General features: G+C 58.7%; 5 protein-coding genes and 2 pseudogenes. All 7 read left to right on the plus strand.

Features of this window, described 5'->3' with window-relative positions:
- The first annotated feature begins 499 nt into the window (after positions 1–499).
- Positions 500–1,054, plus strand: a complete 555-nt coding sequence (locus tag JG747_RS11055; protein ID WP_202361766.1) for a hypothetical protein — start codon at positions 500–502, stop codon at positions 1,052–1,054.
- An 18-nt stretch (positions 1,055–1,072) separates the two neighbouring features.
- Entirely contained in the window at positions 1,073–1,849 is a 777-nt protein-coding gene (locus tag JG747_RS11060) for a Hachiman antiphage defense system protein HamA (protein WP_202361767.1), read from the plus strand.
- On the plus strand, positions 1,833–5,372 hold the full coding sequence (locus JG747_RS11065; RefSeq protein WP_202361768.1) for a DEAD/DEAH box helicase: 3,540 nt from the start codon (positions 1,833–1,835) through the stop codon (positions 5,370–5,372). The genes JG747_RS11060 and JG747_RS11065 overlap by 17 nt, the downstream gene beginning before the upstream one ends.
- A 116-nt stretch (positions 5,373–5,488) precedes the next feature.
- Positions 5,489–6,450: pseudogene (locus JG747_RS11070) on the plus strand (IS110 family transposase); the annotation flags it as partial.
- Between the two features lie 1,009 nt (positions 6,451–7,459).
- On the plus strand, positions 7,460–8,584 hold the full coding sequence (locus tag JG747_RS11075) for a hypothetical protein (protein WP_244748367.1): 1,125 nt from the start codon (positions 7,460–7,462) through the stop codon (positions 8,582–8,584).
- Between the two features lie 798 nt (positions 8,585–9,382).
- Positions 9,383–16,942, plus strand: coding sequence for a putative Ig domain-containing protein (locus JG747_RS11080; protein ID WP_202361770.1), 7,560 nt, complete (start codon positions 9,383–9,385; stop codon positions 16,940–16,942).
- Between the two features lie 130 nt (positions 16,943–17,072).
- A pseudogene (locus JG747_RS11085) lies at positions 17,073–17,320 on the plus strand (IS630 family transposase); the annotation flags it as partial.
- Between the last annotated feature and the right edge of the window lie 2 nt (positions 17,321–17,322).

Here is a 17,322-nt window from a genome sequence, read left to right on the forward strand (position 1 = left end):
CCATGGCCCAGATTATCTAGGAGCTCTCGATAGCATCGAAACCTCCAGTTCATCCGCGGACTGTTGTCCGGCATTCGTTCGAGTCGATCCTTATGCTTAAGGCTCTCACGCAGGACATCAAGGTCTGGCATATGAAAAGTACCCCTCCGAATAAAGATTTCGCACCACTAGCTTTTAGAACGCAAGCGTCCGGCGCCGCTTGCCTTCAATCCGTGCGCAGACGCAAGCCGCTCAGCAATTTCCGGTCCGCACACGTAGCTCCGATTGCAAAGAGATGCGGAAGCTATACTTGTTACGCTCCGCACCTGGCGCAGTCTGACGCCTGATTCGTTCGCTTGGTCCTTCGCGCCGGCTTGGGCGTGCATTCAGGCCGAAGCAGCCGACCGGAATCGCAGCGGCACACGAGCGGCAAATCGGCAGACTGCGCGTTTTCAAGGTGAGGTGCTCTTGACTAGGCATCTATGACCGGCCATTTTTGACCGGTCAAGGAGGCCTCATCATGCTTCGCTACAACCCGGACAAATTCGCTTCGCTGTCGGAGTCCGACGTCGGCCAACGCATTTGGTCGTTTCTGACGCGGCCTGCCACTATCGCACGCCTGGAGACGGCCTCTGAGCTCGGAAAGCCCGCAGTCGAAGGCATTGAGGAACAGCTTCTGGAAGAGTTCCGTGAAGAAATCCTGGCTGGCCGCGTCAAGCAGATGGTCGGCCATATGGTCAGGCAGATTGTAGAGCAGCGCGGCTGGGTGCTCGACCAAAGCGACGTGAAGGTTCAATCGGTGCCGTTCAGCAAGGCGGCACGCTACAGGCGGCCCGACTGGATCACCTTCCATGCCTTCCGCAATACGAAGGACCCCCGCGATGTCGTCATCACCGACCGACGGCAGAACGCGCCTTTGCCGAAGGACGCTCGCTGGACCTTCTACGCGACCTTTGCCAGCCCCCTGAAGGCAGCCATCGCATTCGGCATCAACGATACACCCAAGCTTCGCCAACAAGTGCAGACGCACGGTTTTCACCGTGTCCACATCCCGCGAATGCTTCGCCGCGCTTAATCGAGAGGGTATGAGGGCATGGTGCAATTCGACGACTGGTGTGACGGAGCCGATACTCCACTCGGTAATCACCAACTCCACATCAAGACCGGTCGCGCTGCCGACCGCTCGGCGGGCGTCCAGCTATCCGCCGCCGCGGTGCCTGGGTACTATGCGGCGGAAGAGCGCGTCGCACGCGCATTGCGTCGTCTCGGCAAACCCGGGGCTGCCGATCTGGTCACAGGATTGTTGCCTCAGACAAAGCAGATCCGGTCCGGCGATCTCGGGGAGATCTACGCGACCGAATGGATCGATGCGCATAGCAGCTATCGCGCCCCGATCAAACGTCTGCGATGGAAAGATCACCGCAACATGGCAATGCGCGGTGACGACGTGATCGGCATGGTTCTCGACCAAGCCACACAACGACTTCGCTTTCTCAAGACCGAAGCAAAGAGCCGAGCCTCTCTTCGCGCGCAGACCCTCACGGAAGCACGTGCTGGACTTGATAAGGACAATGGACGGCCATCATCGCATGCGCTCTCGTTCATTTCCGCGCGCCTTCTCGAACTTGCGAACGAGCCGCTGGTGGATGCAATCGATGATGCGCTGGTGCGTCATGGCATCCCTTTGGCCAGCGTGCAGCATCTGCTCTTCACGTTCTCGGGCAACTCGCCGCAAGCATTGTTGACGCAGTCACTTCAAGCCTACCCGGGGCCGATCAATCAGTGGGGCGTCGGTCTCCACGTCGATGGCCATGCGGCCTTTGTCGGCGCTGTCTATGATCGTGTGATCGCCAATGCCAACCAACCCTGACGCTATCTCGGCCGCCATCACTGACGCAGCCGCAGCTGGCTTTCGAGGCAGACTCATCGCGCAAGGGCAGGCCCGCGCCATGATATGGCGGGACGGCGTTCTGCCTGCCGACGCGCCACAGTTCTCGCCGCAGCTCAGCTTCGATCTTCATAGCTACGCCTACGGACTCCTCGGTCTTGGCCTTCGCATGCTTGAGATGGGTGGTGATGCCGATCAGGCTCGGGTCGCTTTTGCGCAAGCTGCGACCGCCCTTGAGTCGGTGATGGCCAAGGGTAATCGCGGCGAAGCGGATCGGGACTTCCATTTCGTCATGGCGGCCGCAAGCTATCATCTCGCGCAGCTTTCCGCCCGAGCCTACTCGCTTCTTGCGATCGTCATAAACGAGGAGAACTTCTCACCGCTCGAGCGCGCATTAGCGCAGCTGATGCGGCGGGATATCAATGGTCTCCGCGCACGGGTTCATAATTATCGCCTGGATGGAGAAGGCTCTGACGCGCGGATCACAGGCCTATTTCAAGAGCGACTCGCGCTCGAACCCATTCAGCAAGCTGACGAAGCAGCTCCCGACCGCGACGGCCATGACTTCCTGTGGGAAGGGCTGGATATTGCGCTCACTGACAATTTTTTCGGCGCCATCTCGATTTTCCTTTTAGCCCTCGACCGCGGCGAGCGTGCCTTGGTCGAGCAAGCAATCGCGCGGCTGCGGAACGCCCTTTCCATCTGTGCCGAACTCAACCTCCTCCCGCAATGGTGGGCGCATCGGGTGGCTATTCATCTGCTGTCCGACCTCTGGTCCAATACCTTTCATGAGAGGGTCCCTTTGGCTCCCACGAGCGGTGCGGCACCAGACTGGCTGCGCTTGCGATCGCTCTTGATTGCGTCGCTTTCCTGCCGATCAAGGGCGGAAATCGATCTATGGCCGTCGCAGACCGAGGCGGCGGCTCGCGCCGTCGATCAGTCCGATAATCTCGTCGTCTCACTGCCGACAAGCGCCGGCAAGACCCGTGTCGCGGAGCTGTGCATTCTCCGGTGTCTTGCAGGCGGCCGCAGGGTCATGTTTGTGACACCGCTGAGGGCTCTGTCAGCCCAAACGGAAGCGAATCTCCAACGTACCTTTGGGCCCCTCGGTAAGACGATTTCGGCTCTTTATGGGAGCATCGGCGTCTCGGGGTTCGACAAGGACGCTGTTCGGGGACGCGATATTGTAGTCGCCACGCCGGAAAAGATCGATTTTGCGCTTCGCAATGATCCTTCGCTGCTCGATGACGTCGGTCTGCTGATTTTCGACGAAGGGCATATGATCGGCCCAGGCGAACGTGAGGTTCGTTACGAAGTCCAGATTCAGCGCTTGCTTCGCCGACTCGACGCCGATCAGCGCCGGATCGTGTGCCTCTCCGCAATCCTGCCCGATGGCGACCAGCTGGAGGACTTCTCCGCATGGCTGCGCCGCGATCAGGCTGGCGGGCCTATCAAAAATGATTGGCGCCCAACGCGACTCCGGTTCGGGGAAGTGGGCTGGAATAGCCCAAATGCACGCCTGAACCTCCGGGTCGATGACGAACGCCCGTTCGTGCCCCGGTTCTTTACCGGCTTCATTCCGCAGCTTTTCATCAAGCCTAAGAGAAAGCGGACGAAGATCTTCCCTTGCGACCAACGGGAGCTTTGTCTCGCCACGGCTTGGCGCCTGGTCGAAGAGGGGCAAACGGTTCTCATCTATTGCCCGCAACGCCGGAGCGTGGAGCCATACGCCGAGGTCATCGTCGATTTGCATGAACGCGGCGCGCTGTCTTCGCTCCTGGCAGTGGACTCTGCGGCGCTCCAGACGGCCATCGCTTTGGGGGAAGAATGGCTGGGCCCGAATAGCGATATTCTCAAATGCCTCCGGCTCGGCGTTGCACTCCATCACGGCGCTCTCCCTACGGCCTACCGGAAGGAGGTAGAGCGCCTCCTCCGCGACGGCATCCTCAAAGTCACGATCTCGTCGCCTACGCTTGCCCAAGGGTTGAACCTGTCGGCCACCGCTGTCGTCATGCATTCGCTTTACCGGAACGGCGAGATGATCAAGGTCTCGGAGTTCAAGAATGTCATTGGGCGCGCCGGCCGAGCCTATATCGACGTCGAAGGCCTTGTCCTTTTTCCAATCTTCGAGGATCGACGGAGCAAAAAGCACAACGAATGGGTCCAACTGATTGGAGACCGGGGCGCTCGGGAGATGGAAAGCGGCCTGATCCAACTGCTCACGGCCCTTCTCCTGCGCATGCACAAAATCGTCGGCGGTGACCTCAATCATCTGACGGAGTACGTCGTCAACAACGCGGCTGCTTGGAACTTTCCGGAAGTGCCAGGCGAAAAGCCCAAAGACCGAGATGACGCACGCAAACAATGGGAAACGCACCTCGCGACGCTCGACACCGCGATCCTCAGCCTCATTGGGGAAGAAGAGGTTCCGGATGCCGACATCGAGGCGACGCTCGACGCGATCCTGCAATCATCTTTATGGCAGCGACGGCTTCTGCGAACATCGAACGAAGCTCGCATCGCTTTAGGATCGACGCTGCTTACCCGTAGCCGGCACATCTGGGCCAATTCCACCCCAGCAAAGCGCAGAGGCTACTTCCTCGCCGGCCTCGGCTTGGCAGCAGGCCAAGCGCTGGATGCCGTTGCGCTGGAGGCCAATCAGTTGCTTGTCCAGGCGAACGACGCCCTGCTTGTTGGAGACGGCGATGCGGCAATCGCTGCGATCACCGGCATTGCCGAGCGCATATTCCCTTTCCATCCCTTCTCGCCGGATCCGCTGCCCGGCAACTGGCGCGACATTCTGCGCTTTTGGCTTCGCGGAGAGCCTTTGGCGGCCTTGGTCGCCGATGGCGATGGTGACGGCTTGCGGTTCATCGAGGATGGCCTTGTCTACCGGCTGCCGTGGGCCATGGAAGCGCTACGCGTTCGAGCGGGTGCCAACGGCGATGTCGTTGGCGGTCTCGGCGCGGTTGCCTCGCTAGAAGATTATGAGCTTGGTCTAGCGCTGTCTGCGGTCGAAACCGGAACGATGAACCGGTCGGCGTCGATCCTGATGCAAGCTGGATTCAACTCACGACTCGCGGCTATCAAAGCCGTGCATGACACAGGGGCGATATTCGCCACTGGACAGGAGTTGAGAAACTGGCTCCGGTCGCCAGAAGTAGCCGCTTATGCCGCCCAGCCGGACTGGCCAACGCCCGAAACAAGGAGGATTTGGCACGATTTTGCGCAGGAGTTCGCGCCACGTGCCAGCCAGATCTGGTCGGAGCGCGCTTACTTGGCGAACGTAAACTGGACCAATCTGCCGCCACCTCCGGGGTCACCGGTTTCGCTGCATCACTGGAATGGCCAGCCTCTCGTCCTGTCACCCGAAGGATTGTCGCATGGCGTCCTCCCCTACGCATTGAACGCAGATCGCCGTGGACTTCTACGGGCCACAGTCGCAGCACAGGGTGGGCAACTCGATCTCGTCTATCTCGGCCCGGATGACCTCTGGAACGTGTAGGAGGACGTGTGACGAAGCCCCGCTCCGAACCATAGAAGGACTTTTGCTAATTGCGACTGCACGTGTCGATGGACGAGACGGACGGTGTGCGTCGACGGCTAGAGCCTCGAGATACTCAACCCTTCCTCAGGCGACTTCACCGCGTCGGCCACGAGGCAGGATCACTGTCGCCGTGGCTTCATCCAGAGCTCAAGAAACTCGGCCTGCCAGTCGTCTGCCTGGAGACGCAGCACGTGCGCGCCGCGATGTCGGCGCAGCGCAACAAGACCGACAAGGCCGATGCGCTCGGCATCGCCCATATCATGCGCACCGGCTGGTTCCGTCAGGCTCATATCAAATCGGAAAGCTGCTACCGAACGAAGCTTTTGCTGATGCACCGGCGCAACCTCAAGGCCAAGTTCCTCGACCTGGAGAACGCCATCCGCCATTCGCTGAAGGCATTTGGAATCCGACTGGGCAAGGTCGGGCGAGGGGCTTTCGAGAAAGCGGTGCGCACCGCGGTGGCGGAGGATCCGCTTTCTTCCGAACTGATGGACGCCATGCTGTCGGCGCGCGCAGCGCTGTGGAGACAGTATTGCCGGCTGCACGATCTCGTCGTCAAAATGGTGGCACGCAGCGAACTGTGCCGACGCTTCATGGCAATCCCTGGCGTCGGCCCCGTCACGGCACTTTCGTTCATGACGGCGATCGACGATCCGTCGCGGTTCCGCCGCTCACGCGATGTCGCGGCCTACTTCGGGCTGACGTCGCGGCGATGGCGGTCGGGCACCTCGATCGACGTTCAGGGTCGCATATCGAAAGCCGGCGACGCCGATGTTCGACGCTCGCTCTACGAGGCGGCGTCGGGGTTGATGACGCGCTTCAAGGGCGGGACAAGGTCAAGAGCTGGGGCCAGGCGATCGCCAGACGCTCCTGCCACCGCAAGGCCTGTGTCGCCGTGGCGCGCAAGCTGGCGGTGATCATGCACGCGATCTGGACCGACGGAACGTTCTATGTCGGCGATCCGGCGGCAAGCCAGGCGGATGCCGGCCGGCGTGCCCATGACAAGGCCCGCAAGCTGCTCGGAGCGCATCGATGAGTAGAAGACCGACAGTTGAAACGCATGGCGCCGGCACGTTGACGGACACCATCTGACACAAGGAATCCGCTCCGGCGGATGAGGACCGATGCAGACCAGGAACGACGGAACGCAAATTATCTTGCCTGCGGCCGCGCCGATCGCGAGACGGCCGGACCGCGCCGGATTGCCTGTGACGCTGCTCCGTCACTCCGATGGAAAAGTGCGCCACGACGGTTCCCGTGCTGCAAATAAGCAGCGCTGCTACGCCGTCGCAGAGCGCGGAAGACTGCACGGCGCATCGGCACTCAACGCAAGAGTACGGGATCGTGGCGTAGAGCATAGAATAGTGTATTATCGTAGGTTAGAAGAGGAGCGACGATGGATAGAAAGTCTATCAAAATACGACCGATTAAGACGGCAAGATAAAAGCGCGCACATTGTGCGGCGGTCGGTTGGTTGTTTTTGCTAGGATTTCTACCGTCCTCGGCACATTGTGAGCCTTTGTCGCAATGTGCGCTCCAATACGAAACAATTGTATTAGTTCAACAATTTGCAATGTGCGTCTCAATCGGCGTTTGCGATTGTCCACGGATATTTGGAAGTGGTTCCGCACCGCCTCGAGGTTAGGCCCTGGATGGCTGCCGCGTTGTCATGGGGGCAGCCTGCATCCTTGTCGACATCGCATCTTTGACCGTTGGTCTGCGACCTCGATCGCCCAAACGTGCGAACGTTGGACCGGCACCATGGATAAGCCGGCACCACGCTGTCTTAAAAGTTATCCAAATCGCTGATAGGCGGATGACGAGCGATGTGCATCACCAGCCGCTGCTGGCGGTGCGATATCGGCAACGATTGAATTGAGACCTATTTCGCCGTGCAGCTGACACGCCTTGAGCTCTACAATCGGGTCTGCGAGAGGCCTCTCAGCAAAATCGCTCCAGAGCTCGGAATCTCCGGCACGGTGCTAGCATCGATATGTAAGCGATATCAGGTTCCCTATCCTGGGTCGGGGTATTGGACGCGTAAATTGCTCGGGCTGCCGGTAGACTTGCCGCCGCTGCCGGAGGCATTGGACGAACTGATCGAGCTAACGGCGTCGACCCCAAAGCCTCGACGAAAGAGAACCGTCAAGGAAGGCTCTGTTCGCAAGGCCAGACCTGCCGCGAAACCCCATCGCCCGGCGCGCCATCGGCTGCTCTTCGGCGTTGAAGAGCACATGCGAAAAACACGCGACGTAAAACAGGGCGAGTTCCTTAGGCCCTACAAGAGAATCCTGCCGGATCTGATTTCCTCAGAGACCCAGTTGCTTCGCGCACTCTCGATCGCCAACGATCTCTATCTCGCGTTGGACAAACAGGGATGCCGCGTTCAAGTCGCGCCGCCTGCCGACGACCTTGATCGCATCCGCATCAAAAGACAGGAGGTGGAGAGCAAGGATCGCAAATACGGGCAATATCACTCAGGGAGCATCTGGGCTCCGGATCGACCGACTGTCCTCTATGTCGACACGGTGCCGATCGGGCTCGCCATCACCGAAATGACCGAAAGAGTGACGGTGCGATATTTCAATGGCGAATACCATCGGGAGGACAGCAGGCTCATCCGGTCCGCCAAGCCTTGGCAGCTAACGCATTCGTGGACAAACGAGCAGGACATGCCCTGCGGGCGCTTTCGGGTTGTTGCCTATTCGCCGAAAAAGGGCGTCGACTGGTCCGTGACCTGGCAAGAGACCGAGCATGAAGCGATTGGCGCTCTGATCCCGAAAATCGTGGAAACAGTGAAGGCGGCCAAGGGCACTGTTCAGCGCCTTATGGACGCCGAGGATGTGGCGGCGGCCAAAAGGAAGAAAGAAAGAGAGGAGGAGTGGGAGCGCTATCTAAAGCAGGAGGATGCCCGCAAGGTGGCTCAGGCACTAGCGGACAGCCAGCAGCAGCTCGCGGAAATTATTGAAAGGTGGGGCAGGGCGATGACAATAGAGCGCTTTTTCGTGGACGCCGAAAAGCGGTTGAACACTACGGACGATGAAGATCGCCGCAAGCGCCTGGAGGAGCGCCTGGCTCTCGCGAGAGCGATGATGGAAAGCGTCGACCCGCTGGATTTCATCGAAAGCTGGCTCGCACCACAGGAGCGATACCAGGCAAAATTCGCCTAGACGAGATATGTGCTGCCTAGACTTGTTCATGGCGGCAATGGGGCCGGGAGCAGACTGACGGCTCTTGGCTTTGAAACTTCAAAAGCGGACTTTCAAGAAAGCGCTTGTGGTGATCTGGCCAAGAAAGGACATTAATCCCACAATGCCTTGCCGGTACGCTCTGCAGCAAGCCGGCTTCGTATACTGCAGCCGCCACACCGCCCGGCTCTGTCGCCCGCCCGCTCCTGCCAGCACTTCGTGACGATCGTCGAGATGCGATAGTCGATCGGCACCGCTCACACCCCAGCCTATTCGCCTCGTCCCGTATCGGCATTGACCCGTATTATAACCCCCGTAAACTGGCTCTTGGATGAAAGCAACCTTCGTTATGTCTGACGAAAAGCCAATCCTGAGGCTTCCTCAGTGGGCAAAATGTTCGACTCGATGCAGCCTTTTCGGATGTAGGTTTCGAAGGACGCAGCCACCGAATGGGTTTGCGGCACTCGCGGCAGGCTCTATTGGGCGCGGCAGATAGTGTTATCGAGCTATCCGGAACAAGGTGGCCGGGTTGCTCCAAAGCTGGGCTGCTTTTCTTGAAGAAATATTGGACTCCGACGTTATTTCATGTATTGCTAATATGAGGGAAAAGATTGGGGACGCTACCCAAATAGGGGCAGCTCCGAAGAGATCAAGTTTGGGCGGTATTACTCCGTCTGGACTGGGTTCTTGTTGCCCCGAGGCGAGTGAGCCCCGCGCGTAAGAATCCCGAGCTACCCCCAATGCCGGGTAACCCCATGAGTAACATCAGGGGTATGTCCTATGGCCAACAAGTTGCCCAAAGCCACACCGCAGACCAGCTTTAGCGGCTCTGAAGATCATCTCATAACTGTCACCTTAAGCGGAACGGATCAGGATGGGACGGTCACGGGGTATATCCTGGCCTCGCTACCTTCCAACGGCACCCTCTACCTCGATGCTGCTCATACACAGCCCGCACTCATAAACTCTGTCTACTCGACCAATACCTTTTACTTCCTTCCTTCCGTCGATTTTAGCGGTACTGCCTCCTTCAATTTCAATGTCCGCGACAATCAAGGTGGCGTTTCGTCGAGTACTGGATCTATCACGATCAACGTTACTGCGGTGAATGATGCTCCGGTCGTGGATCTGAACGGGGCGGCTAGCGGCACATCCGCAAGCTTGAACTATTCGCCTGGTGGCGCAGCAGCAAAAATTGCCCCCTCTGCAACCGTTACAGACATCGACTCCTCGAAATTCGGCGGCGGATCGCTGCGCGTCTCGATTACTCAGAACAAGGCAACGTCTGACCAACTAACCATTGCCACCGACGCGACCGTCACGGTTTCGAACGGCTCTGTTTTTGTAGCTGGCACCAAGGTTGGCGCGGTTTCAGGCGGCAGCAATGGCTCGGATCTCATCATAAGCTTGGCAAATGGTGCAACGCCGAGTTTGGTCTCGACACTTCTCGAACATATTTCCTATTCGAATTCGTTAGGGACTCCTCCTTCGTCACCACGCACGGTCACGTTCACAGTGGTGGACGGCGGCGGAACGGCCAACGGTGGTAACGATACTGGCCTGGCAACAGCGACCATCAATATCGCCAGCGCCAATCATGCGCCGACGGGTTCGGTGACGGTTGCCGGGACAGCCACCGAGGATCAGGTGCTGAGCGCCTCGAACACCTTGGCCGACGCCGATGGACTGGGCACGATCAGCTACCAGTGGCAGCGCAACACCGGCTCCGGCTTTGCCAACATCGGTGGCGCCACCAATACCACCTATACGCTGGGCGACGCCGATGTCGGCGCGGCCGTGCGCGTCGTGGCGAGCTACACGGACGGGCATGGCACGGCGGAATCCGTGGCCAGTGCCGCGACCGCGGCGATTGCCAACGTCAACGACGCCCCGACGGGTTCGGTGACGGTTGCCGGGACAGCCACCGAGGATCAGGTGCTGAGCGCCTCGAACACCTTGGCCGACGCCGATGGACTGGGCACGATCAGCTACCAGTGGCAGCGCAACACCGGCTCCGGCTTTGCCAACATCGGTGGCGCCACCAATACCACCTATACGCTGGGCGACGCCGATGTCGGCGCGGCCGTGCGCGTCGTGGCGAGCTACACGGACGGGCATGGCACGGCGGAATCCGTGGCCAGTGCCGCGACCGCGGCGATTGCCAACGTCAACGACGCCCCGACGGGTTCGGTGACGGTTGCCGGGACAGCCACCGAGGATCAGGTGCTGAGCGCCTCGAACACCTTGGCCGACGCCGATGGACTGGGCACGATCAGCTACCAGTGGCAGCGCAACACCGGCTCCGGCTTTGCCAACATCGGTGGCGCCACCAATACCACCTATACGCTGGGCGACGCCGATGTCGGCGCGGCCGTGCGCGTCGTGGCGAGCTACACGGACGGGCATGGCACGGCGGAATCCGTGGCCAGTGCCGCGACCGCGGCGATTGCCAACGTCAACGACGCCCCGACGGGTTCGGTGACGGTTGCCGGGACAGCCACCGAGGATCAGGTGCTGAGCGCCTCGAACACCTTGGCCGACGCCGATGGACTGGGCACGATCAGCTACCAGTGGCAGCGCAACACCGGCTCCGGCTTTGCCAACATCGGTGGCGCCACCAATACCACCTATACGCTGGGCGACGCCGATGTCGGCGCGGCCGTGCGCGTCGTGGCGAGCTACACGGACGGGCATGGCACGGCGGAATCCGTGGCCAGTGCCGCGACCGCGGCGATTGCCAACGTCAACGACGCCCCGACGGGTTCGGTGACGGTTGCCGGGACAGCCACCGAGGATCAGGTGCTGAGCGCCTCGAACACCTTGGCCGACGCCGATGGACTGGGCACGATCAGCTACCAGTGGCAGCGCAACACCGGCTCCGGCTTTGCCAACATCGGTGGCGCCACCAATACCACCTATACGCTGGGCGACGCCGATGTCGGCGCGGCCGTGCGCGTCGTGGCGAGCTACACGGACGGGCATGGCACGGCGGAATCCGTGGCCAGTGCCGCGACCGCGGCGATTGCCAACGTCAACGACGCCCCGACGGGTTCGGTGACGGTTGCCGGGACAGCCACCGAGGATCAGGTGCTGAGCGCCTCGAACACCTTGGCCGACGCCGATGGACTGGGCACGATCAGCTACCAGTGGCAGCGCAACACCGGCTCCGGCTTTGCCAACATCGGTGGCGCCACCAATACCACCTATACGCTGGGCGACGCCGATGTCGGCGCGGCCGTGCGCGTCGTGGCGAGCTACACGGACGGGCATGGCACGGCGGAATCCGTGGCCAGTGCCGCGACCGCGGCGATTGCCAACGTCAACGACGCCCCGACGGGTTCGGTGACGGTTGCCGGGACAGCCACCGAGGATCAGGTGCTGAGCGCCTCGAACACCTTGGCCGACGCCGATGGACTGGGCACGATCAGCTACCAGTGGCAGCGCAACACCGGCTCCGGCTTTGCCAATATCGGTGGCGCCACCAATACCACCTATACGCTGGGCGACGCCGATGTCGGCGCGGCCGTGCGCGTCGTGGCGAGCTACACGGACGGGCATGGCACGGCGGAATCCGTGGCCAGTGCCGCGACCGCGGCGATTGCCAACGTCAACGACGCCCCGACGGCGGGATCTCTTTCGCCGCTCGCGCTAGCAGTGGCCAGTCCCTTGAGTTTTACGATCCCTTCGGACCTCTTTTACGATCCAGATCCGGGCGACCATCTCACGCTGACTTCAGCGCGGGCCAACGGAGATCCTCTGCCGTCTTGGCTCAGTTTTGATCCGGATACTGGTGCGTTTGCCGGCACGCCCTCAAACTCCGATGTGGGTACGATCGAGATTCGGATTACCGCCGTCGACACGTCCTCGGCCGAAGCGCATGTGGATTTTGCCCTCAGCGTGGTGAATGGAGCCATCGTCAACGGAACGCCCGGCGACGATACGCTAACCGGAACTATCGATGTGGATGCCATCTTCGGCCTTGCCGGCAACGATACGCTGTCTGGTTCGGCGGGTGACGATCTTCTGGACGGCGGCGCTGGCAATGACACGCTTAATGGAGGCTCTGGCAGTGATGTGCTGGTTGGCGGACTGGGTGATGACACCTTGAATGACGGCAGTGGCAACGATTCGCTTTATGGGGGAGACGGCAACGACAGTTTGAACCTGACGTATTCGGGGCCTTCGGGTGTTTCGCTGACGCAAGTGGCGGATGCCGGCGCAGGTAATGACGTAATCTCGCTGAACTCGGGTGGTGCATCGATTTCGTATGGGATTAACGGCGGCGATGGGGATAGCTTGCTGATCGCAAGTGTAAACAACTCAACAATCACTGGATCATTCGGTTCAGGGGCTGATGTGGCATTTATTGGGGGAGCATCAGTAAATAGTACGATCAGCTTGGAAATGGGCGATGGTAATAATATTTTTATTAGTAACAACTGGGATTATGGATTTCAGAGCAGTTCTTTTTCTTTGAATTTTGGATCAGGTAATGATTTTGTAGGGTACGGGTATGCTTACGGTGCTGTGCTGGGGAACTATTATTTTTATAGTGACTATGGATACCTTAGGGTCGGGGATTCTTCCCATATAGACCTTGGTGACGGAAACAATATTGCAAGATTGATCGGAAATGGTTCTGTAGAACTGATTTCCGGAGCAGGTGTCGATTCAATCACAATATCAGCAGTTACCCTGTCCGTTCAAACCGGCGGCGGCAATGATAACGTGAATGTGACCGGAGCGGGCTCTGTCTTCACCGGCGACGGCAACGACACAATCAACGCGGGCGGCTCCCTTTCGCTCGCAGCCGGAAACGGGGACGACATAGCGTACATCTCCGGATCGGTAACCGCCGATCTCGGCTCAGGCAACGATACGGTGCATCTTTCACTAACCGGCAACTCGACTCTCACCTTGGGTGACGGGAGCGACAAGCTTTACATTGATTCCTGGAATGGAACGGCTTCTGCAACTGTCACCGACTTCGTCGCCGGCGCAGGCGGCGAGACGCTCGACTACAATGCGCTGCTCAACCAACTGATCGGATGGGACGGCTCATCCAATCCGTTCGGCTCCGGCTTCATGCAACTGGTGCAAGATGGCGCCGACACTCTTCTCCAAGTCGACCGTGACGGCAGCGGCTCCAGCCAGGCCTACGCCACCCTGATCCGCTTTCAGAACATCGATCCTACAGAATTCACAGCGGCAAACTTCAATCCAGCATATCCAACAGATGGGACAACTCCTTCGGGTCAAGCGATCGATGGCACTCCAAATGACGATACTCTGATAGGCGGTGTCGGCCCCGACGCCATCTTCGGCCTTGCCGGCAACGATACGCTGTCTGGTTCGGCGGGTGACGATCTTCTGGACGGCGGCGCTGGCAATGACACGCTTAATGGAGGCTCTGGCAGTGATGTGCTGGTTGGCGGACTGGGTGATGACACCTTGAATGACGGCAGTGGCAACGATTCGCTTTATGGGGGAGACGGCAACGACAGTTTGAACCTGACGTATTCGGGGCCTTCGGGTGTTTCGCTGACGCAAGTGGCGGATGCCGGCGCAGGTAATGACGTAATCTCGCTGAACTCGGGTGGTGCATCGATTTCGTATGGGATTAACGGCGGCGATGGGGATAGCTTGCTGATCGCAAGTGTAAACAACTCAACAATCACTGGATCATTCGGTTCAGGGGCTGATGTGGCATTTATTGGGGGAGCATCAGTAAATAGTACGATCAGCTTGGAAATGGGCGATGGTAATAATATTTTTATTAGTAACAACTGGGATTATGGATTTCAGAGCAGTTCTTTTTCTTTGAATTTTGGATCAGGTAATGATTTTGTAGGGTACGGGTATGCTTACGGTGCTGTGCTGGGGAACTATTATTTTTATAGTGACTATGGATACCTTAGGGTCGGGGATTCTTCCCATATAGACCTTGGTGACGGAAACAATATTGCAAGATTGATCGGAAATGGTTCTGTAGAACTGATTTCCGGAGCAGGTGTCGATTCAATCACAATATCAGCAGTTACCCTGTCCGTTCAAACCGGCGGCGGCAATGATAACGTGAATGTGACCGGAGCGGGCTCTGTCTTCACCGGCGACGGCAACGACACAATCAACGCGGGCGGCTCCCTTTCGCTCGCAGCCGGAAACGGGGACGACATAGCGTACATCTCCGGATCGGTAACCGCCGATCTCGGCTCAGGCAACGATACGGTGCATCTTTCACTAACCGGCAACTCGACTCTCACCTTGGGTGACGGGAGCGACAAGCTTTACATTGATTCCTGGAATGGAACGGCTTCTGCAACTGTCACCGACTTCGTCGCCGGCGCAGGCGGCGAGACGCTCGACTACAATGCGCTGCTCAACCAACTGATCGGATGGGACGGCTCATCCAATCCGTTCGGCTCCGGCTTCATGCAACTGGTGCAAGATGGCGCCGACACTCTTCTCCAAGTCGACCGTGACGGCAGCGGCTCCAGCCAGGCCTACGCCACCCTGATCCGCTTTCAGAACATCGATCCTACAGAATTCACAGCGGCAAACTTCAATCCAGCATATCCAACAGATGGGACAACTCCTTCGGGTCAAGCGATCGATGGCACTCCAAATGACGATACTCTGATAGGCGGTGTCGGCCCCGACGCCATCTTCGGCCTTGCCGGCAACGATACGCTGTCTGGTTCGGCGGGTGACGATCTTCTGGACGGCGGCGCTGGCAATGACACGCTTAATGGAGGCTCTGGCAGTGATGTGCTGGTTGGCGGACTGGGTGATGACACCTTGAATGACGGCAGTGGCAACGATTCGCTTTATGGGGGAGACGGCAACGACAGTTTGAACCTGACGTATTCGGGGCCTTCGGGTGTTTCGCTGACGCAAGTGGCGGATGCCGGCGCAGGTAATGACGTAATCTCGCTGAACTCGGGTGGTGCATCGATTTCGTATGGGATTAACGGCGGCGATGGGGATAGCTTGCTGATCGCAAGTGTAAACAACTCAACAATCACTGGATCATTCGGTTCAGGGGCTGATGTGGCATTTATTGGGGGAGCATCAGTAAATAGTACGATCAGCTTGGAAATGGGCGATGGTAATAATATTTTTATTAGTAACAACTGGGATTATGGATTTCAGAGCAGTTCTTTTTCTTTGAATTTTGGATCAGGTAATGATTTTGTAGGGTACGGGTATGCTTACGGTGCTGTGCTGGGGAACTATTATTTTTATAGTGACTATGGATACCTTAGGGTCGGGGATTCTTCCCATATAGACCTTGGTGACGGAAACAATATTGCAAGATTGATCGGAAATGGTTCTGTAGAACTGATTTCCGGAGCAGGTGTCGATTCAATCACAATATCAGCAGTTACCCTGTCCGTTCAAACCGGCGGCGGCAATGATAACGTGAATGTGACCGGAGCGGGCTCTGTCTTCACCGGCGACGGCAACGACACAATCAACGCGGGCGGCTCCCTTTCGCTCGCAGCCGGAAACGGGGACGACATAGCGTACATCTCCGGATCGGTAACCGCCGATCTCGGCTCAGGCAACGATACGGTGCATCTTTCACTAACCGGCAACTCGACTCTCACCTTGGGTGACGGGAGCGACAAGCTTTACATTGATTCCTGGAATGGAACGGCTTCTGCAACTGTCACCGACTTCGTCGCCGGCGCAGGCGGCGAGACGCTCGACTACAATGCGCTGCTCAACCAACTGATCGGATGGGACGGCTCATCCAATCCGTTCGGCTCCGGCTTCATGCAACTGGTGCAAGATGGCGCCGACACTCTTCTCCAAGTCGACCGTGACGGCAGCGGCTCCAGCCAGGCCTACGCCACCCTGATCCGCTTTCAGAACATCGATCCTACAGAATTCACAGCGGCAAACTTCAATCCAGCATATCCAACAGATGGGAGCGGCATTAGCGGACAAAGTCTTTCTGGTTCTTCCATTGTCGGCACGATCGGTGACGATACGATAGCGGGCACGAGTGGAAACGATGTGCTCAACGGTGCAAACGGCAGCGATCATCTTACCGGAGGCGGTGGCAACGACACTTTGACCGGGGGATTTGGCGCGGACACCTTTGTCTTCGGAAATGGATTCGGCCATGACGTCATAACAGACTTCACCATCTCTTCCGCCGGCCACGACGTCATTCAGCTTGCCCAAGGCCTCTTTGCAGATTTCGCGGCGGTGCAGGCTGCGGCCGAACAAGTCGGTGCTGACGTTGTGATCACCCACGATGCGGATAGCACGATCACACTAGCGAACGTCGCTTTGGACCATTTAGGAAATAGCGATTTTGCGTTTGTGTGATCGAGGCTCGTAGGCCAAGGTCCACACAATGGATAGCGACTAAAGCGTTTCCTATTTTGAGAGAATCGTAGGATTTCCACAGAAGGGTGTTTGTGATTCAAGATGCTGGCTGGATGGAGGCCAGCATCTAATGACGCGAGCCCTTTCAAACGATCTTCGTGAGCGTGTTGTTGAGGCAGTTGGAGCGGGTGAGAGCCGTGCGGTGGTATCGCGCTTTGGCGTGAAGTGGTCGCAGCTTTGCCACCGGCTCGCTGGCGAAGGGCAAGACGGGCGGACACCGCAAGCGCGTTCTGGAGCCGCATCGGGCTTTCATTGTGAACTGGCGCCGCATCGGCTGAAGGACGGGTGGATGCGCGCGGGGTCAAGGTCTCGCACGACGG

This window comes from Mesorhizobium sp. 131-3-5, from assembly GCF_016756575.1.
GTDB lineage: Bacteria > Pseudomonadota > Alphaproteobacteria > Rhizobiales > Rhizobiaceae > Mesorhizobium > Mesorhizobium jarvisii.

Bases quoted from the DNA above. Each gene is read 5' to 3' on its own strand.
- JG747_RS11055 (WP_202361766.1), top strand. From the start codon at position 500: ATGCTTCGCTACAACCCGGACAAATTCGCTTCGCTGTCGGAGTCCGAC.
- JG747_RS11060 (WP_202361767.1), top strand. From the start codon at position 1,073: ATGGTGCAATTCGACGACTGGTGTGACGGAGCCGATACTCCACTCGGT.
- JG747_RS11065 (WP_202361768.1), top strand. From the start codon at position 1,833: ATGCCAACCAACCCTGACGCTATCTCGGCCGCCATCACTGACGCAGCC.
- JG747_RS11080 (WP_202361770.1), top strand. From the start codon at position 9,383: ATGGCCAACAAGTTGCCCAAAGCCACACCGCAGACCAGCTTTAGCGGC.